Annotated in this window: 17 protein-coding genes; 8 read left to right on the forward strand and 9 right to left on the reverse strand. The window is 65.3% G+C overall.

What is annotated here, in order from left to right; genetic code table 11:
* The first annotated feature begins 12 nt into the window (after positions 1-12).
* Positions 13-486 carry a DNA polymerase III subunit chi gene (locus IPK75_12310; protein ID MBK8199140.1) on the forward strand — a complete coding sequence of 158 codons (474 nt, stop codon included), beginning with the start codon at positions 13-15 and terminating at the stop codon, positions 484-486.
* Positions 487-612: 126 nt separating this feature from the next.
* On the opposite strand, the gene IPK75_12315 is transcribed toward IPK75_12310, so the two are convergent.
* The 4 genes from IPK75_12315 to IPK75_12330 form a co-directional block, all read right to left on the reverse strand.
* Positions 613-957 carry an alkylphosphonate utilization protein gene (locus tag IPK75_12315; GenBank protein MBK8199141.1) on the reverse strand — a complete coding sequence of 115 codons (345 nt, stop codon included), beginning with the start codon at positions 955-957 and terminating at the stop codon, positions 613-615.
* Positions 958-992: 35 nt separating this feature from the next.
* On the reverse strand, positions 993-1,427 hold the full coding sequence (locus tag IPK75_12320) for a PaaI family thioesterase (protein ID MBK8199142.1): 435 nt from the start codon (positions 1,425-1,427) through the stop codon (positions 993-995).
* A gap of 91 nt (positions 1,428-1,518) precedes the next feature.
* Positions 1,519-2,805, reverse strand: a complete 1,287-nt coding sequence (locus tag IPK75_12325) for an MFS transporter (GenBank protein MBK8199143.1) — start codon at positions 2,803-2,805, stop codon at positions 1,519-1,521.
* Positions 2,802-3,677, reverse strand: a complete 876-nt coding sequence (locus tag IPK75_12330) for an alpha/beta hydrolase (protein ID MBK8199144.1) — start codon at positions 3,675-3,677, stop codon at positions 2,802-2,804. The genes IPK75_12325 and IPK75_12330 overlap by 4 nt, the downstream gene beginning before the upstream one ends.
* A 178-nt stretch (positions 3,678-3,855) precedes the next feature.
* On the opposite strand from IPK75_12330, the gene IPK75_12335 reads away from it, so the two are divergent.
* A complete protein-coding gene (locus IPK75_12335) occupies positions 3,856-4,563 on the forward strand; it encodes a TetR family transcriptional regulator (protein MBK8199145.1) in 708 nt (235 codons plus the stop codon).
* 112 nt (positions 4,564-4,675) lie between these two features.
* On the opposite strand, the gene IPK75_12340 is transcribed toward IPK75_12335, so the two are convergent.
* Positions 4,676-7,057, reverse strand: coding sequence for a TonB-dependent receptor (locus IPK75_12340; GenBank protein ID MBK8199146.1), 2,382 nt, complete (start codon positions 7,055-7,057; stop codon positions 4,676-4,678).
* A gap of 258 nt (positions 7,058-7,315) precedes the next feature.
* Between IPK75_12340 and ndk the strand changes: the two genes are divergently transcribed.
* Together ndk and IPK75_12350 are read left to right on the forward strand one after the other, a co-directional pair.
* A complete protein-coding gene (gene ndk / locus IPK75_12345; protein MBK8199147.1) occupies positions 7,316-7,738 on the forward strand; it encodes a nucleoside-diphosphate kinase in 423 nt (140 codons plus the stop codon).
* 128 nt (positions 7,739-7,866) lie between these two features.
* Entirely contained in the window at positions 7,867-8,568 is a 702-nt protein-coding gene (locus IPK75_12350; protein MBK8199148.1) for a zinc ribbon domain-containing protein, read from the forward strand.
* Between the two features lie 22 nt (positions 8,569-8,590).
* On the opposite strand, the gene IPK75_12355 is transcribed toward IPK75_12350, so the two are convergent.
* The 4 genes from IPK75_12355 to IPK75_12370 are packed head-to-tail and all read right to left on the reverse strand — an operon-like array spanning position 8,591 to position 11,576.
* Positions 8,591-9,604, reverse strand: a complete 1,014-nt coding sequence (locus IPK75_12355; GenBank protein MBK8199149.1) for an NADP-dependent oxidoreductase — start codon at positions 9,602-9,604, stop codon at positions 8,591-8,593.
* A 33-nt stretch (positions 9,605-9,637) separates the two neighbouring features.
* Positions 9,638-9,952, reverse strand: coding sequence for an N-acetyltransferase (locus tag IPK75_12360; protein MBK8199150.1), 315 nt, complete (start codon positions 9,950-9,952; stop codon positions 9,638-9,640).
* On the reverse strand, positions 9,949-10,551 hold the full coding sequence (locus IPK75_12365) for a phosphoribosylglycinamide formyltransferase (protein MBK8199151.1): 603 nt from the start codon (positions 10,549-10,551) through the stop codon (positions 9,949-9,951). Before IPK75_12365 ends, IPK75_12360 begins: the two co-directional genes overlap by 4 nt.
* Positions 10,548-11,576 carry a phosphoribosylformylglycinamidine cyclo-ligase gene (locus IPK75_12370; protein MBK8199152.1) on the reverse strand — a complete coding sequence of 343 codons (1,029 nt, stop codon included), beginning with the start codon at positions 11,574-11,576 and terminating at the stop codon, positions 10,548-10,550. The genes IPK75_12365 and IPK75_12370 overlap by 4 nt, the downstream gene beginning before the upstream one ends.
* Before the next feature lie 141 nt (positions 11,577-11,717).
* On the opposite strand from IPK75_12370, the gene IPK75_12375 reads away from it, so the two are divergent.
* From IPK75_12375 to IPK75_12390, 4 genes are read left to right on the forward strand one after another with little or no spacing between them, the layout of a single operon-like run.
* Positions 11,718-12,734, forward strand: a complete 1,017-nt coding sequence (locus IPK75_12375; protein MBK8199153.1) for a hypothetical protein — start codon at positions 11,718-11,720, stop codon at positions 12,732-12,734.
* 38 nt (positions 12,735-12,772) lie between these two features.
* On the forward strand, positions 12,773-13,459 hold the full coding sequence (locus tag IPK75_12380) for a hypothetical protein (GenBank protein ID MBK8199154.1): 687 nt from the start codon (positions 12,773-12,775) through the stop codon (positions 13,457-13,459).
* A gap of 6 nt (positions 13,460-13,465) precedes the next feature.
* Positions 13,466-15,634, forward strand: a complete 2,169-nt coding sequence (locus IPK75_12385; protein MBK8199155.1) for an RNA degradosome polyphosphate kinase — start codon at positions 13,466-13,468, stop codon at positions 15,632-15,634.
* A complete protein-coding gene (locus tag IPK75_12390; GenBank protein ID MBK8199156.1) occupies positions 15,634-17,118 on the forward strand; it encodes a Ppx/GppA family phosphatase in 1,485 nt (494 codons plus the stop codon). Before IPK75_12385 ends, IPK75_12390 begins: the two co-directional genes overlap by 1 nt.

Raw genomic sequence — 17,118 nt, forward strand, 5'->3', positions numbered from 1 at the left:
GCGGAGTGAGGGATGACCGAAACGATCCGCCCCGAATGGTGGTTCTACCACCTCTCGCGCTCGGCGCTGGAGGTGGCGGCGCCGCCGCTGATGCAGAAATGCCTCGAGGCCGGGTGGAAAGTGCTGGCCGTCTCGCCGAACCTCGAGCGGCTTGCGAAACTCGACGCCGCGCTCTGGACCTTCGACGACGCCTCCTTCCTCCCGCACGGCCAGGCCGAAGCCCCCGGCCTCGACGCCGCGCGCCAGCCGGTGCTGCTGTCGGCGAAGCTGAAGAATGCCAATGACGCGGATGCGCTCGTGCTGATGGACGGCACGGACTCGCCGGTCGAGGCGCCGTTCAAGCGCTGCATGGTGATCTTCGAGGACGGCGACCGGGACACCCGCGCCAAAGCCCGCGAACAGTTCAAGGCCGCCAAGGACTCCGGCCTCGTCACCCGCTACTTCCAGCAAACCTCCGCAGGCGGATGGAAAGAGGCTGGGGTTTAGGGATCAACCTGCCAAAGTACGCAACGCTCATCCTGAGCGAAGTCGAAGGATGTGCCACGCAGCGCAGCGCAAGCCCCGGCTCTCCTTCGACTTCGCTCAGGATGAGCCGTTCGCGGGGGTGAGCGCCTAACCAGGTGAAGCCTTCTTCACGAACTCTGACTTCAGTCCCATCGCGCCGATGCCGTCGATCTTGCAGTCGATGTCATGGTCGCCGTCGACGAGGCGGATGTTCTTGACCTTGGTGCCGCGCTTCACGACCAGTGAGCTGCCTTTGACCTTCAGGTCCTTGATCACCGTCACGGTGTCGCCGTCCGCAAGTGGGTTGCCGACTGAATCCCGGATGACCTTGTCGCCGTCGGCCTTCGGCGCGGCGGCTTCCCATTCATGCCCGCACTCGGGACAGATCAACAGCGGGCCATCCTCATAGGTGAGGACGGATTCGCATTCGGGGCAGGCGGGCAGGTCTTTCATGCCACCGGCCTAAGCGGCGCATGCTCGGCGCGCAATCAGGCTTTCGGCCGCAGCACCATCTGCGAGCACCGGAAGAGCGCCATGCGCTTGCCCTTGTCGCTGGTGACTTCGCAGTCCCAGACCTGGGTGGAGCCGCCGATGTGGACGGGCGTCGCGACGGCGTGGACCCGGCCTACGAGGGCGGTCGAGAAGAAGTTGGTCTTCAGCTCGATCGTGGTGAAACCGGTCGCGCCGTCCTTGATGTTGGCGACGGTGCCATAGCCGCAGAGGGAGTCGGCGAGGGTGACGACGGCGCCGGCGTGCAGGAAGCCGTTCGGCGCGTGATGGTGCGGCGCGATGTCGAAATAGCCCTCGAACCGGTCGCGCGCGGCATGGGTCACGACCATGCTGATATGGCCGGGCAGCTTGCCCTCGGCGCGCTGGTTGAAGCGTTCGGGCGTCAGGTCGCTGTCGGGCAGAGTGTAGGTCATCGCGGACTCCGTCATCTTTCAGGACCTATGGTGCCTTGCGGCGGGGCACAAGGCCGCAGTTCGCTCAGGATGAGTGTTGCGTTGCTGACCCCTATTCCGCCGCGCGGGCGACGTCGCGGCGGTAGTGGCGGGTGGACATCAGCAGGCAGACGATGCTGGCGGCGTTGAACAGGAGGATGATCTCCAGCGCGCGGGCGAGCGGCTGGGCGGCGCCGGTGGCGGTGAAGTGGTCCGACAGGAGCCCGGCGATCAGCGGGCCGCAGCCGATGCCGATCAGCGTGAGGCAGAACAGCATGAAGGCGGAGGCAAAGGATCGCATACGGAGCTTCACGAGTTCCTGCGAGGCGGTGTAGGCGACGCTGGCATAGATGAGGCCGATGAAGCTGGGCACGAGGTTCCAGGCGTAGGCGAGCTCGACAGTCGGCGCGCGCAGGAACATCCAGGCGAAGGGGATGGCGACGGCGGCGCAGAGCGCGATGATGGCCGGCCGCCAGCGCATGTCGCGCTTCGAGAGCGTATCGCAGACGCGGCCGAGGACGACGGCGCCGAGGCTGCCGACGCCGCCGATCAGGAGGCCGAGCGGGAGCGCGACCTGTCCGGGCGTCAGCGTGTAGGTGCGCTGCAGGTGGCTGGAGGTGAAGACGAGGAAGGCGTTGGCCGAGATACAGATCAGCAGGCAGCCGGCGAGGAGCCAGAGATAGGACGTCTGGCCGAGCAGGAATTTCATCGTTTCGCCGAGGGTGGGCGCGGGGCCGTCGTCCGTGCGCTGATCGGCGAGGCCGCGGACCGGTTCCCTGACGCCGAAGCGGACGAGCAGGGCAAGCAGCAGGCCGGGTACGCCCGCGATGAAGAAGGCCGCGCGCCAGCCGTAGAGCTCGTAGACATAGCCGCCGAGAGCGAAGCCGGCGAGGATGCCGAAGCCGATGCCGCAGGTGTAGATGCCGAGCGCGGTGGCGCGTTCCTGCGGCGGGTAGAGGTCTGCGATCATCGAGGTCGCCGGCGGCGTGCCGCCTGCTTCGCCGACACCAACGCCCATCCGTGCAAGGAGCAGCTGCCAGTAGGTCTGCGCGACGCCCGAAAGCGCGGTCATCAGCGACCAGACGCCGAGGGCGAGCGCGATGATGTTGCGCCGGTTGCCCCGGTCGGCCCAGAGGGCGACGGGGATGCCGAGCGTGGCATAGAAGGCGGCGAAGGCGAGACCGGTAAGCCAGCCGATCTGGCCGTCGGTCATCTGGAAATGGTTCTTCAGCGGCTCGAGCAGGATCACGAGGATCTGACGGTCGACATGGTTGAACGTGTAGGTGAGCGTCAGCACGGCCAGCACCCAGGCGCGGCCCGGGATTTTTGGCGCCGCAGCGGGCAGGGTGTTCGGGGTCATGCCCGGGTCTCCAGGTCGGTGAGGAAATCGGTGATGGCGGAGATGGCGGGCGCCTCGTCGAGGATCGGCGCATGACCGACACGGGGCACGACCGCGAGGCGCGCATCGGGATGGCGGCGGACCATCTCTTCTGCGGTTGCCTGCGAGAGGATGTCGGACGTCTCGCCGCGCACGATCAGCAGCGGCGCTTTCTTCAGGCCGCCGAACAGGCGCCACATGACAAAATTCGTCAGCGCGCCGGGCTTCACCTTGCCGAGGCCTTTGGCGATGTTCGGGTCGTAGTCGAGCACGGGCCGTCCGTCCGGCATTTCCTTGTAGGTGCGGCGGGCGAAGTCCATCCAGCGCTCTTCCGGCATGTCGGGGAAGGCCGCGCCCTGGATGGCTTTCACGGCGGCGGCTGCGCTCGGCCAGTCGGTGACGGGCTGGACCTTGCCGGCATAGCCGGCGATGCGCGCGATGCCGGTCTTCTCGACGACCGGTCCGACATCGTTGAGCACGATGCCGGCGATGCGTTTCGGCATCTTGCGCATCATCATCAGCGAGATCAGGCCGCCCATCGAGGTGCCGATCAGAGCAACTCGGGCGAGGCCGAGCTTGTCGAGCAGGCGGCCCATGTCCTCGGCGTAGACTTTCGGATTGTAATGATCTGCATCGGGATCATACGCGGACTTGCCGCGCCCGCGCACGTCCACGGCGACGAACCGGAAGCGGCCGGGCAGGGCGGCGATCATCGGTTCGAAATCCTTGTGGTTGCGCGTGAGGCCGTGGATGCACAGAACGGTCAGCCCGGCCGTCTCCGGTCCGTAGGATTTCGCGTAGAGCGCGAGCCCGTCCGCCGATGTCCACGTGATGTCGGTGCCAGCGTCCAGCATGGTCCGTGTGCCTCCCTCGGTTGACGGAAGCTGATGTCCCGTTTCAACGCCTGTTGAAGACTTTGCAGGAAAGCGTACAGGATGCAAGCAGTCCGCAGGCCGCCGGTCCAAACCTGCTTTGACTTTCGCCGCCCAAAGGGCACATACTGCATTTGAATTCCATGCCGAGGACACGCCGCTGAGCGCCCGCAAGTCGACTCCCCCTCCGAAAACCGACCGCCGCACCGCCATTCTGGATGCGGCGGAGGCCGAATTCAGTGCGCATGGCTATGACGGCGTCACGCTGCGCACCATTGCCAAGCGGGCGGGCGTCGATCTCGCGCTGCCGAACTATTATTTCGGCCCGAAGGAATCGCTGTTCGAAGCGGTGTTCCTGCGCCGCGCCGAAATGCTGAACGCCTGGCGCGAGGATGCGCTGAATGCGGCGCTGGCCGCTGCGCATCCGGGGGCGCCATCGGTAGAGGCGATCGTGCGGGCCTATATCGAGCCGATGCTGAAGGCGGATCATCTCGCCGATCCGGCCTGGAAGAATTACTACGCCCTCGTGGCCTACGTGAACAACACGCCCGGTTGGGGCGGACGGCTGATGGCGGCCCACTTCGACCCGCTGATCCGCAAGTTCCTCGACGCGCTGCGCCTAGCGCTGCCCAGCATGGACGAGAAGGATCTCTACTGGGGCTATCACTGCTTTTCCGGCGCGATCACGCTGGTGCTGGCCCAGACCGGACGGATCGACTTCCTGTCCGGCGGCGTCTGCCGGTCCGAAGACCTGAGCGACGCCTGCGAGCACATGATCCCGTTCATCACCGGCGGCTTTGAAGCCGCCCGCCGCGCTGCGCCGGCAGCCCGGCCGCGTCCGCAACGCGTGAAAAGCTCCGCGCACTGATTTCCCTGATCCCAAGAAAAAGGGGCGGCGCCTTCTGACGCCGCCCCAAGGGGGCTTTCTGGTCGGCCCGGCCCACACCGTGGCCGGACCGGGGAGGAAACGCCAGAGGCCCTTAGAAGTTGTAGTCTACGCCGAAGGTGACCGTGCGCGGGTCGCCGTAGAAGCCGGTCAGCACGCCTTCCAGGCCGAGCGCCGGGGCGCCGACGGCGTTGAGGAAGTTGTAGCCCGACACGCGGTAGCGCTCGTCGGACAGGTTCTTGCCGCTCAGCGTGAACCCCCACGGGCTGCCGTTTTCCTGCCAGCGCAGGCTGAGGTCGAGCAGCGTGAAGGCTTCCTGGTCGATCGGGGTGGGCGTTTCGAACTGACTCGAGTCGCCGCGATAGGACGTCAGCTGGCTGACGATCAGGCGGCCATCCTTCTGGAGGATGTTGAACGGCGTGTCGTAGGAGAGGCGCAGGCTGCCGGTCCATTCCGGCGTGTTCTGGACGACGCGCTGGTCGGCGAGGTTGGTCGGCACGCCGCCCACGATGACGATGAACTCGTCGTACTGGGCATTGATGTAACCGATGGCCGTCGATGCCGTGAACATGTCCGAGTCGTTGAAGATCTCTTCGCCGAGGATGGCATTGCTCTCGAGTTCGACGCCCCAGAGGGTGGCCGCGCCGGCGTTGGTGGTGACACCGGCAAAGCTTTCGAAGATGCCGTCATTGTTGGCGTCGACGCCGACCGAACCCGGGATCTGCACGTCCTTGTAGTCCATGTAGAAGCCCGCGAGGCTGGAGCGCAGGCGGCCGCCGAACATGTTCGACTTCCAGCCGATCTCGTAGCTGTCGACTTCTTCCGGTTCGAACAGCATGAAGGCTTTGACTTCGTCCGGCGAGACGACGGTATCGCCGTTGAGGTCGATGGCGAGCGTGGACTGGCCGCGCGGATCGAACGAGCCGCCTTTGAAGCCCTGGGCGTAGGTGGCGTAGACGGTGTGGTCGTCCACCGGCTTGTAGGTCACCGAGACGCGCGGGCTGAAATCGTCGAAGGTTTCCGAGCCTTCGAAGTTCGAGGTGGTTTGGATCGGAATGCCGTTGCCGCCGAAGAATTCGGAGAAGCCGCCGACATAGTTGCGGCGCAGAACGGTCGAGGTGCGCTCGTCTTCAGTGTAACGGCCGCCGACGGCGATCGAGAGCTTGTCGGTCAGGTCGTAGGTGAAGTCGGCGAATACCGACCAGGTTTCCGTGCCCACTTCGCCGAAGGTCTGCGCGGTGAAGCCCGTGAAAGCGGTCGTGCTGTTGATCAGGTTCAGGAGTTCGCCCGTCGTGAACAGGCCGACATCGAACACGGTGCCGGAATTGGCATCCAGATAGTACGCGCCGATGATGCCGTTCAGGCGGTCGCCCGAATAGTTAATCTGGAATTCGTTCGAGAGCTGATCATTCGTGTAGATCGCCGGCACGTCGACGTCGACCGCGGGCAGCGAGTCGAAGTCGATCGGCGAGGTGCCTTCGTCCTCTCTGTAGGCGAGGATGTTCTTCAGAGTGATGTGGTCGTTGACTTCGTACTCGGCGACCAGAGAGCCACCTTTCACTTCAACATTCTGCTTCACGACATCGAGACCGGCGCGCGTGTCGTAGACATTGCTGAGCACCGGATACTCGAACGGCGCCGAGAGATCGGGAATGAGGCGGTGGCCCTGTCGGGCGTTCGACTCGTCGTTCATGTAGTCGCCGGCCACCCGGATCTGGAAGTTGTCGGTGACGTCCCATTCGGCCGAGAGGCGGTACGCTGCGACGTCCTTGTTGTAGTTTTCCTCACCGGTGAACAAGTTGTCGCCGAAGCCGTCGCGCGTGAAGAAGGCGAGACCGCCGCCGACGCGAACGGTGTCGGAGAGTGGCACAGAGCCCGACGCGACGATGTCGGCCTGGTTGTAGGAACCGTAGGCGCCGCGCGCCTTGAACATGGGCTCGTCAGCGAGGCCCTTGGTAACATATTTCACCGCCCCGCCGATCGTGTTGCGGCCGTAGAGCGTTCCTTGCGGGCCGCGCAGGACCTCGATGCGCTCGACATCATAGACTTCCAGCACAGCGCCCTGCGGACGGTTCAGATAAACGTCGTCAACATAGATGCCGACGCCCGATTCAAAGCCCGAAACCGGGTCCTGTTGGCCGACGCCCCGAATGAAGGCGGAGAGGGTGTTGTTGGTGCCGCGCGAGACTTCGAGGGTCACGTTGGGCGAGATCTTGGCGACTTCGTCGAGCGTCTGGACGCCAAGCTGGGCGAGCAGGTCGCCGTCGAAGGCCGAAACCGACAGCGGCACGTCGAGCAGGTTTTCCTCGCGGCGCTGGGCGGTGACGACCACCGCGCCGAGCCGGCGGTCCTCGGACGCGGCCGGAGCGGCGTCTTCCTGCGCGGCGGTGGTTTCTTCCTGCGCGTAGCCTGCCATCGGCGTCAGGGCCGACGCCGCCATTGCGGCAATAAGGAACTTGTTGAGATGTGCAGCCATGAATGTCCTCCCGGGACTGGTGAATGGAATTTTTTGTGACTCAACAGGTGTTGAGTTTTTTCAACAGGCGTTGAAAATGCACAGGTCGGCTGGGCTGTCAATCAAAGTCGCCGCGGGGAGGAAATTGTTCCCTGCGGGCGTTGCATTCGGGAGACAGGCTGCCCCGGACGCCGCCTGATTGCAGGCGGCTGTTGCAGGCCGGGGGTCAGCCCGCTATAGGCGCCGCAACTCCATAACTTGCAGCTTCAGGAAGCCCTCATGGCCGTTCAGCGTACCTTTTCCATCATCAAGCCCGACGCCACCGAGCGTAACCTCACCGGCGCCATCAATGCCGTGATCGAGAAGGCCGGCCTGCGCATCATCGGCCAGCGCCGCATCCAGATGACCAAGGCCCAGGCCGAGCGCTTCTATGGCGTGCACCGTGCCCGCCCGTTCTTCGGCGAGCTGGTGGACTTCATGACCTCCGGCCCGGTGGTCGTGCAGGTGCTTGAAGGCCCGGACGCCGTTGCGAAATACCGTGAAGTCATGGGCGCCACCAACCCGGCAGACGCCGCCGACGGCACCATCCGCAAATTGTTTGCCAAGTCGATCGGCGAGAACTCGGTGCACGGCTCGGACTCGGCCGACAATGCCGCGCTCGAAATCGTCCAGTTCTTCTCGGAAGCTGACCTGACCGCCTGAGTCCAGGCCAGCCGCTTCGATACAAAAGCCGGCCGAGTTCGCCTGGCCGGCTTTTTTGTGCCTTCCGTGACCTGTTTGCCGGAATTCCCGCGCCTTTCACTTCAGCAGGTCTGCCGGAGGAAACCGCCATGAACATCACACCCGCGCCGGTGCCGAACCTGTATTGGACCTGCGCCGATTGCGGCACGCGCAATTCGATCACCGCCTCGGCCTGCTCGCAATGCAGCAAGGCGCGCGGCGCCTACCAGAAGGTCGATGGCAGCGACCGCCTCGTGCAGGACGTGCTTAAGGACGCCATCCGCGCCCACCTCGAACGGCAGAGTGCGCGCACCGGCGACCCCAACGACATGTTTCCCATTCCCACGCCGGAAATGACCTGCACGAAATGCGGCACGCGGAACAAGATCACGCAGGCGGTCTGCTCGAACTGCGGCACGCCGCTGATCCCCGTGCAGGCGACGACCGGCGTTCCCAACGACATGTTTCCGGTTCCGACGCCCGAGTGGACGTGTTCGAAGTGCGGCACGCGCAACAAGGTAACGCACGCTTTCTGCGCCAATTGCGGCAACGCCCTCGTGCCCGGGCAATCGCGCGGGAATGATCCGAACGACATGAATCCGGTTCCGATCCCGGAATGGACCTGTTCAAAATGCGGAACACGCAACCGGGTCACACAGGCGGTCTGCTCGAACTGCAACAATCCGCTGATGCCGGTTCAGGGGCAGGCGGGCGCAGCCGGTGACGCCGATGCGGTGCGCGCGGCGCTGCGCGACCAGATCGCGTCGGCCCGCGCCGATGCGCTCAAGGGACTGAAGAAGCCGCCGGGCTGAGCTCCGAGGCGGTGCGCCCGTTCTAGTCTTCGCCGACGCGCACGACGCGGCGGCCGGCATTTTCGCCCCGGAACAGGCCGCAGAAGGCTTCCGGCATCGAAGCAATTCCTTCGAAGCGCTCTTCCTGGGTCTTCAGGGATCCGTCGGCGATCATCTTCGCCATGCTGCCGAGCGCGTCCGGGAAGCCGCGCGCAAAGTCGAACACGACGAGGCCCTGCATGTTCACGCGGTGGGTGATGAACGGCTTGGTGTTGACGATGCCGGGCGTTTGCTCCGGGGTCAGATTATAGTCTGCAACCTGTCCGGAAATGCAAATGCGGCCGTGCATCGCCATCAGCGGCAGAACGCGGTTGACCATCGCATTGCCGACATTGTCGAACAGCACATCGACACCTTTCGGAAACTGCTCGGCGATGGCCGCATCGAGATTCTCGACGGTCTTGTAGTTGATCGCGGCATCGAAGCCCGCTTCGTCCACCAGCCAGCGGCACTTCGCATCCGATCCGGCGACGCCGACGACTTTCGAGGCGCCCCAGCTTTTCGCCAGCTGGCCGGCGGTTGCACCCACCGGCCCGGCCGCTGAAGTGACGAGCACGGCGTCGCCGGCCTTGAAGCGCGCCACATCCTTCACACCGAACCAGGCAGTCAGGCCCGGCACGCCGAGCACGCCGATCCAGGCGGACAGCGGCACGCCCGGCACGTCCATCACCTTGCCGATGAAGCCCTTGCCGGACTGGACCGAATGGGTTTTCCAGCCGCCGGCGCAGAACACTTTGGTGCCGACCGGCCAGTCAGGATTGTTTGAGGCATCGACCACGCCGACGCTGAACCCGTCGATCGGTTTGCCGAGCGGCAGGGCTGCAGCATAGCTGTCGCCGCCGGAAAGGCGCGAGCGCGTGCCGGGGTCTACCGAAGACCAGACATGCCGTACACGGAATTGTCCGTCCTTGGGTTCGGGTGTCGGTACGGTTTCCAGCCGGAAGTCAGACGGTTTCGGTGGCCCGTCGCAATATTGGGCCAATACGATCTGCTGCATGGGACGCCTCGTTCGGTGGGTTTGGTTTCGCGATCAGGGATCGACGCCGGGCGGGATAGTGAAGAGGTCAGACCATTCCGGGTGCCTGGCGTATTGGCCTCGCACATACGGGCAGACAGGAACAATCTTGAAGCCGTTGGTCCGGGCGTCGTCCAGCATGAAGTCGAGCAGGGCTTTCGCGACGCCGCGCCCGCCCATCGCGTCGGGCACGCCGGTATGGTTGGCACTGAGCACACCGGGCTTCGGATGCGTATAGGCGATTTCGCCTTCGGCCTCGATGCCGGCGATCCGGGCGACGTAGCGGCCCTTGCGGGGGCCGTCTTCCTTGGTGATGACGATGTCGTTCATGGCGCTGCCTCTCTGGCGCGTATCTTATGGCATGCCATCGCGAGCGCCAGCGGATAGAGGCGATGTTCTTCCGGCAGGGTCCGCGCCGCCAGTGTCTCGGCGGTATCGCCCGGCAGGATCGGCACACTGGCCTGCGCAATGATCTCGCCTTCATCGACACCGGCGCTCACCCAGTGGACCGTGCAGCCGGCTTCCGTGTCGCCGGCATCGATCGCGCGCTGGTGGGTGTCGAGGCCCTTGTACTTCGGCAGCAGCGAAGGGTGGATGTTGACCATGCGCCCCTGCCACTTCGTGACAAACCAGGGTGTCAGCACGCGCATGAATCCGGCCAGCGCAATCACTTCCACGCCCGCCTTCTGCAGCGCGGCGTCGAGTTCGCGCTCGAAGGCCTCGCGGTCCTTCCCGAACGGCTTGTGGTCAAGGGCGAGGATGGGCACGCCGGCATTCTCGGCAAACCTCAGCCCGGCCGCTTCAGGCTTGTTCGACAGAACGAGTACCGGCGTAGCGGGATAGTCGTCTTGCGCAGTTGCCGCGCGGAGCAAGGCTTCCATGTTCGAGCCGCGGCCCGAGATCAGGATCGCCAGCCTGAGCCGCCTCATGCCGATGCGAGCGCGCCGATCACGCGCGGGTTCTCGCCGGCGGCCGTCAGGTCGGCCATCACGCTGTCAGCGTCCGCCGGGCTGACCGCCAGCACCATGCCGATACCCATGTTGAAGGTGCGGTGCATCTCGTCGGTCTCGACGCCGCCGGCTTCCTGCAGCCACTGAAAGACGGGCGGCGGCGTCCAGCTCTTGCGGTCGATGACGGGCACGAGCGTTTCCGGGCACATGCGGGGTGTGTTTTCGGTCAGGCCGCCGCCGGTGATGTGGGCGAGGCCTTTCACGCGGCCAGAGCGGATCAGGGGCAGGGTGAGGTGCGAATACAGCCGTGTCGGCGTCAGCAGCGCTTCGCCCAGCGTCTGGTTGTTCGAAAACGGTGAGGGACCGCCATAGAACAGGCCCTCGCGCGCCACGATGCGGCGCACCAGTGAGTAGCCGTTGGAATGCGGTCCGGAAGAAGCGATGCCGATCAGCACATCGCCCGGCGCCATCGTGTCCATGCGCGGCAGGACCTTGTCGCGGTCGACCGCGCCGACGACGAAGCCTGCCAGATCATAATGTCCCGGCGGGTACATGCCCGGCATTTCGGCGGTCTCGCCGCCTACCAGGGCGCACCCGGACAGGCGGCAGCCCTCGGCGATGCCGGAGATGACCGCTTCGGCGATCCCGCCTTCCAGCTTTCCGGTCGCGAAATAGTCGAGGAAAAACAGCGGTTCAGCGCCCTGTGCCAGCACGTCATTGGCGCACATGGCGACGAGGTCGATGCCGACCGTATTGTGGATGCCGGTCTCGAAGGCCAGCATTAGCTTGGTGCCGACGCCGTCCGTGCCTGAAACGAGGACCGGGTCGCTGTAGCCTGCTGCCTTCAGATCGAAGAGTGCGCCGAACCCGCCGAGGCCGCCCATCACGCCGGCCCGGCGGGTCGCCTTGGCCATCGGCGAAATGGCATCAACCAGCCGCTCGCCTGCCTCAATATCGACACCTGCGTCGCGGTACGACAGGGGCGGTTTAGAAGTCGCGTTCATCTGGAATGCCCCACGGCTTGCCCGAACCGGCGCGTTAGCATGAGGCTGGAACAAGTTCCAGTGAAGGTTCGGAAGTGAAGCTCGCGGTTTCCGGCGCTGATTCCGGCTGATAGAAGAGCCTGAGCAAGGAGTTTGCCTTCCATGATTCGACTGTTCCTGGCCGCCCTGTTCATGGCCTTCGCTGGCGCCGGTGTGGCCGTTGCCGATACCAAGGACGTCTACACGATCCGCGGCATCGCCGTGGACGAGACCGCACCGACGGTGCTCGAGGCCCGTGACAAGGCGATGTCGGCGGCGCGCCTCGCGGCGGCCCGGTCGCTGATCAACAAGATTACGCTCGCGTCAGACCGCGCAGCGGCCGGCGGTGTGCCGGTCGATGCGGCGCTCGCCTCGCGCTTCACGGCCGCGGTTGACGTTGAAGAGGAAACCGCCGGTGCGGGCCGCTATCGCGGCAAGCTGGCGGTCGTCCTGAACCCGCAGACGGTGCGCGCTCACCTCGATTCGTTGAAGGTGCCCTACATGGACGCGCAGGCTCCGCTGGGCCTGATGCTGCCTGTTTCCACCACCGGCATGCAGGCCGCCTGGACCGAGGCATTCGGCGAGCGCAACAAGGGCGCCCTTGTGCCGTCGGTGACCACCACCGGTTTCGGCTACACGCCCTCGACCACCTGGAATGAAGTCTCGGCGGAAGCGACCGCGCTGAACGCCCGGCGCGGCATCCTTGCCGAGCTGCAAGGCCGCGACGGTGCCTGGCGCGTGATCGTGTCGACCATCACGGCGGCCGGCAATGAGCCGGTCGGCGCCACGCCGCCGGCCGCCACGCTCGCCGGCGCCGTCGAGGCCGTGACGACCTTGCTGGACGAGTCGTGGAAGCAATCGTCGATCATCCGCGACACCAGCCGCACCAACGTCGCCGCCTCGGTGCGTTACACATCGCTCGCGGAGTGGAACACGCTGCGCGGGGCGCTCGCCCGCTCGCCGCTCGTGTCGGATTTCCGCACCAAGGCGGTCGCGCGCGAAGGGGCGTTGGTCGAGTTCTCCTATGCGGGCGACGAATCGCGCCTGCGCAGCGACCTGGTCCAGCGCGGCGTGATGCTGGGCCGCGAGAACGACAAGCTGACGCTACGCTCTGCGGTGTCCGGCTCGATCGGGCAGTGACGGCGGCGGGCAGCGATCCGGATAGTCCGTCGCAGCCGATGTTCGGTTTCCCCGCGCCGGCAGCGCATTGGGACGGCCTGCTGCAGGGTCCGCACAATGCCGCGGCGCTGCGCATTGCTGCGCAGCCCGAGGGGTGGGCGACGCCTGTGCTCTGCGTCACGGGCGCGTCGAAATCCGGGCTCACCTTCCTGGCGGAAGCCTGGGCGGAGCGGTTCGGCGGCGAATACCTCACCTCTACGCAACTTGGCCGGGCCGGCCGGCGCGGCCTCGATGCGCTGGCAGGCCGGCACGTGGTGGTCGATGACGGCGACCTCGCCGCCCAGAAACACGATGAGACGCTGCTTTCGCTGATCAACCTCGTGGCGACGGGCGGCGGGCGCCTTTTGCTGATGGCGCACCGCCCGCCTTCGCAGTGGCGCACCGGCTCGGCCGATCTCAAGTCGCGGCTGAATGCGATGCCCGTGGGCGAAATCGGCCAGCCGGACGACGAGATCGTGCGCCGGCGGCTCGAAATTGCCGCCGCCCGCCGTTACCTGCGGCTTTCGCCTGAAACGCTCAACTATCTGGTGCCGAGGCTGGAACTTGCCTATGAGGCCGTTGAGACCTTCATGGACCATCTCAGCGACGCCGTCAGCGCGCACGACCGGGCTCCCAGCTTGCCGCTGGCCCGCCGCGTGCTCGAACAGATGGGGGAGACGGGGGGATATGAGGCAGACGAGGGGTGAACCGGCATGGTGGACGGCCAGCAGCGCATCAACAAGCAGCTGATGGGATCCCCGCAGCGATTCCTCAACCGCGAGCTGTCTTGGCTTGAGTTCAACCAGCGTGTGCTGGAGGAAGCCGACAACGCCGCCCATCCGCTGTTCGAGCGGCTGCGGTTCCTCTCCATCTCGGCCAGCAACCTCGATGAGTTCGACATGGTGCGCTATGCGGGCCTGCGCGAGCAGGTGCGCGCGGGCATCACCAAGGCCAGCCAAGACGGGCTGACGCCGGCCCAGCAGGTCGCCGAGATCGAAGCGGCGGCGCTGACGCTGATCGCCCGGCAGCAGAAATGCTGGCGGCAGGTGAAGGACGACATGGCCGCCGAAGGCATCTTCGTGCTGGAGGCGAATGAGCTGACCAAGCGCGAGCGCGTCGAGATCGAAACCTATTTCCACGCGAACATCTTTCCGATCCTGACGCCGCTGGCGATTGACCCGGCTCATCCGTTCCCGTTCATCCCGAACCTCGGCTTCACCATCGCCTTTGACCTGCAGCCGCATGGCGGTGGCGAGGAACAGGTGGGTATCGTGCCGATGCCGACATTCGTGCGCCGCTTCATCCGGCTGCCGAAGGGCAACAAGCCGGGTATCCGCTTCATTGCACTGGAAGACGTGATCGGGATGTTCCTGACGACACTGTTTCCCGGCTTCAAGGAATCGGGCCGCTGCCTGTTCCGCATCGTGCGCGACAGCGATATCGAGATCGAGGAAGAATCCGAAGACCTGATCCGCGAGTTCGAAGTGCTGCTGAAACAGCGCCGGCGGGGACGTATCGTCCGCCTGCGGATGCAATCGAGCGCGCCGGAACGGCTGCGCAACTTCATCATCCGGGAAATCGGCGCCGAGCCGTCGGACGTCGTGCTGTATGACGGCATTCTCGGGATGGCGCGGCTCGCTGAGCTGATTGTCGATGATCGGCCCGACCTGATCTTTCCGCCCTACGAGCCACGCTATCCTGAGCGCATCCGCGAGATGGGCGGCGATATCCTGGCGGCGATCCGTGCCAAGGACATCATCGTCCACCACCCCTTCGAGAGTTTCGATGTTGTGGTGGAGTTCGTGCGGCAGGCGGCGAATGATCCTCAGGTGGTGGCGATCAAGCAGACGCTGTATCGCACCACGATCAACTCACCGATTGTCGGGGCGCTGATCGAGGCCGCCGAGTCCGGCAAGACGGTGACTGCGCTGGTCGAGATCAAGGCGCGCTTCGACGAGGAAGCGAACCTGCGCCTTGCGCGCGACCTGGAACGGGCAGGCGTACAGGTCGTGTACGGATTTATCGAATACAAGACGCATGCGAAGGTGTCTCTGGTCGTGCGCCGGGAAGGCAACGAGCTGCGCACTTATACGCACTTCGGCACTGGCAACTACCACCCGATCAATGCGCGTATCTATACAGACCTGTCGCTGTTCACGGCTGATCCGGCCCTCGGGCGCGACGCAAACCGGTTGTTCAACTACGTCACCGCCAACCGCGAGCCGCCGGATGTGGCGCCGGAGTTCGAGACGATCTGCATGGCGCCGGTTAACCTGAAGCAGCATTTGCTGGAAATGATCAGCGCCGAGACGCAGGCCGCGCGCAAGCACAAGCCCTGCGGCATCTGGGCGAAGATGAATTCGTTGGTCGACGGCGAAGTGATCGACGCGCTCTACAAGGCGAGCCAGGCGGGCGTGCCGATCGTGCTGGTGGTGCGCGGCATCTGCTGCCTGCGACCGGGCGTGGAGGGCCTGTCGGAAAACATCACGGTAAAGAGCATTGTCGGGCGTTTCCTCGAGCATGCGCGCATCCTGTGCTTCGCAAATGGTGAGGCCTTGCCGTCGCCGCGCTCGAAAGTGTTCATGTCGTCTGCTGACTGGATGCCGCGCAATCTTCAACGCCGGGTCGAAGTGCTGGTGCCGATCGAGAACCCGACCGTGCACCGCCAGGTGATGAACCAGATCATGGTCGCCAATCTCAACGACGAGCAGCAGACCTGGCTGATGCGGCCGGACGGCACTTATAAAAGGCTCGTCAGCGAACGGCCCGACCGGGGCTTTTCGGCGCACGGTTACTTCATGTCGAACCCCAGCCTGTCGGGCCGGGGCAGCGCGCTTGAGGTCAGCCTGCCGCCGCGCCTGACGCTGCCGGAGGGTCATTGATGACAATACCCCAACCCCGCCAGGCCGGCATCATCGATATCGGCTCCAACTCGGTCCGCCTCGTGATCTGCGATGTCCTCGGTGCTTCGATCCTGCAGAGCTTCAACGAAAAGGTCATGGCCGGGCTCGGTGAAGGGCTGACCAAGACGGGGCATCTCTCGCCCCAGGGGGTGGCCTCGGCGTTGCAGGCGCTGGCGCGCTACCGCGCCATCCTCCGGGCACTGAATGTGGACACCTATGAAGCGGTCGCCACCGCGGCGGTGCGAGTGGCCAGTGACGGCAGCGAATTCCTGAAGCAGGCAGCGAAGGTGCTGGGCCGGCCGGTGCGCCTGCTCAGCGGAGAGGACGAGGCGCGCCTCTCGGCGCGGGGCGTCGATCTCAGCATCCACAATCCGCTTGGCCTGATCGGTGACCTCGGCGGCTCCAGTCTCGAACTGAAGCGGATCGGCGGCGGCGCGACGGCCGAAGGCGAAAGCCTGATGCTGGGCCCGCTGGCACTCGGCGATCTCGTCAGCGAGCCGAAGGAATTGCGCAAGCGCATCCGCGAAACGCTGAAGACAAGCGACGTGCTCAACGGGGCGCGCGGGCGGTTCTTTGCGGTCGGCGGCGCCTGGCGCGCCTTCGGGCGGCTGGTGATGGAGCTGGAGCGATATCCGCTGCATGTGCTGCAGGGCTACCAGCTGAACGAAGGGCAGGTGGCGCGGGCCTCGAAGCTGTGTGTCGACTCGCTGTCGAACGCGGCGGCGCGCCAGCAGATCGAGGCGCTGGACAAGCGCCGGGCCAAGCATTTTCCGATGGCGGCAATCCTGATGGAAGAGGTGCTGGCGCAAGGCAAGCTGGAAGGCGTGACCATCTCTGCCACAGGTGTGCGCGAAGGCGTGTTGCACGACATCCTGTCGATGAAGCTGGATGATCCGCTGACGGATGGTATCATCGCCTATGCCCGGCTTGACAACAACCAGGTGAATTTCGGCCGCGCACTGCACGACTTCATCGCGCCCGCGCTGGTGCCGCAGCCCGACCTGTTCGGCTCGCCCGACGCCGATATCCGCATCGAGAAGGCGGCCTGCATGATGGCCGACAGCGCCGGGCGCTATCATCCCGACCACCGCGCCGAGATGGCGTATGATCAGGCCCTGCGAGCGCCCTATCTGGGCGTCACCCATCCCGAGCGCGCGATGATCGCCTATGCGATCGGGTGCCGGTACGACAAGGACTTCCGGCGGCCAGTCGAGCATGCGGGGCTGACCACCGAGTCGCAGACCGACCGGGCGCGGCAGGTGGGGTTGCTGATGCGTCTCGGCGCCGTCTTCTCGGGCCGCTCGGGGCCGATCCTGAAACGCGCATCACTGCGGCGCTCGGGTGACACGCTGGAGCTGGAAGTCAGCAAGCGGGATGCGAGCCTGATTTCGGAAACCGTCGAACGGCGCCTGTCGCAGGCGGCAAGCCAGCTGAAGCTCAAGTCGCGGACCAGCGTGCGCTGA

The organism is Acidobacteriota bacterium (genome assembly GCA_016712445.1).
In the GTDB taxonomy this organism is placed as follows: domain Bacteria; phylum Pseudomonadota; class Alphaproteobacteria; order Caulobacterales; family Hyphomonadaceae; genus Hyphomonas.

Bases quoted from the DNA above. Each gene is read 5' to 3' on its own strand.
- IPK75_12310 (MBK8199140.1), top strand. From the start codon at position 13: ATGACCGAAACGATCCGCCCCGAATGGTGGTTCTACCACCTCTCGCGC.
- IPK75_12315 (MBK8199141.1), bottom strand. From the start codon at position 957: ATGAAAGACCTGCCCGCCTGCCCCGAATGCGAATCCGTCCTCACCTAT.
- IPK75_12320 (MBK8199142.1), bottom strand. From the start codon at position 1,427: ATGACCTACACTCTGCCCGACAGCGACCTGACGCCCGAACGCTTCAAC.
- IPK75_12325 (MBK8199143.1), bottom strand. From the start codon at position 2,805: ATGACCCCGAACACCCTGCCCGCTGCGGCGCCAAAAATCCCGGGCCGC.
- IPK75_12330 (MBK8199144.1), bottom strand. From the start codon at position 3,677: ATGCTGGACGCTGGCACCGACATCACGTGGACATCGGCGGACGGGCTC.
- IPK75_12340 (MBK8199146.1), bottom strand. From the start codon at position 7,057: ATGGCTGCACATCTCAACAAGTTCCTTATTGCCGCAATGGCGGCGTCG.
- ndk (MBK8199147.1), top strand. From the start codon at position 7,316: ATGGCCGTTCAGCGTACCTTTTCCATCATCAAGCCCGACGCCACCGAG.
- IPK75_12350 (MBK8199148.1), top strand. From the start codon at position 7,867: ATGAACATCACACCCGCGCCGGTGCCGAACCTGTATTGGACCTGCGCC.
- IPK75_12355 (MBK8199149.1), bottom strand. From the start codon at position 9,604: ATGCAGCAGATCGTATTGGCCCAATATTGCGACGGGCCACCGAAACCG.
- IPK75_12360 (MBK8199150.1), bottom strand. From the start codon at position 9,952: ATGAACGACATCGTCATCACCAAGGAAGACGGCCCCCGCAAGGGCCGC.
- IPK75_12365 (MBK8199151.1), bottom strand. From the start codon at position 10,551: ATGAGGCGGCTCAGGCTGGCGATCCTGATCTCGGGCCGCGGCTCGAAC.
- IPK75_12370 (MBK8199152.1), bottom strand. From the start codon at position 11,576: ATGAACGCGACTTCTAAACCGCCCCTGTCGTACCGCGACGCAGGTGTC.
- IPK75_12375 (MBK8199153.1), top strand. From the start codon at position 11,718: ATGATTCGACTGTTCCTGGCCGCCCTGTTCATGGCCTTCGCTGGCGCC.
- IPK75_12380 (MBK8199154.1), top strand. From the start codon at position 12,773: ATGTTCGGTTTCCCCGCGCCGGCAGCGCATTGGGACGGCCTGCTGCAG.
- IPK75_12385 (MBK8199155.1), top strand. From the start codon at position 13,466: ATGGTGGACGGCCAGCAGCGCATCAACAAGCAGCTGATGGGATCCCCG.
- IPK75_12390 (MBK8199156.1), top strand. From the start codon at position 15,634: ATGACAATACCCCAACCCCGCCAGGCCGGCATCATCGATATCGGCTCC.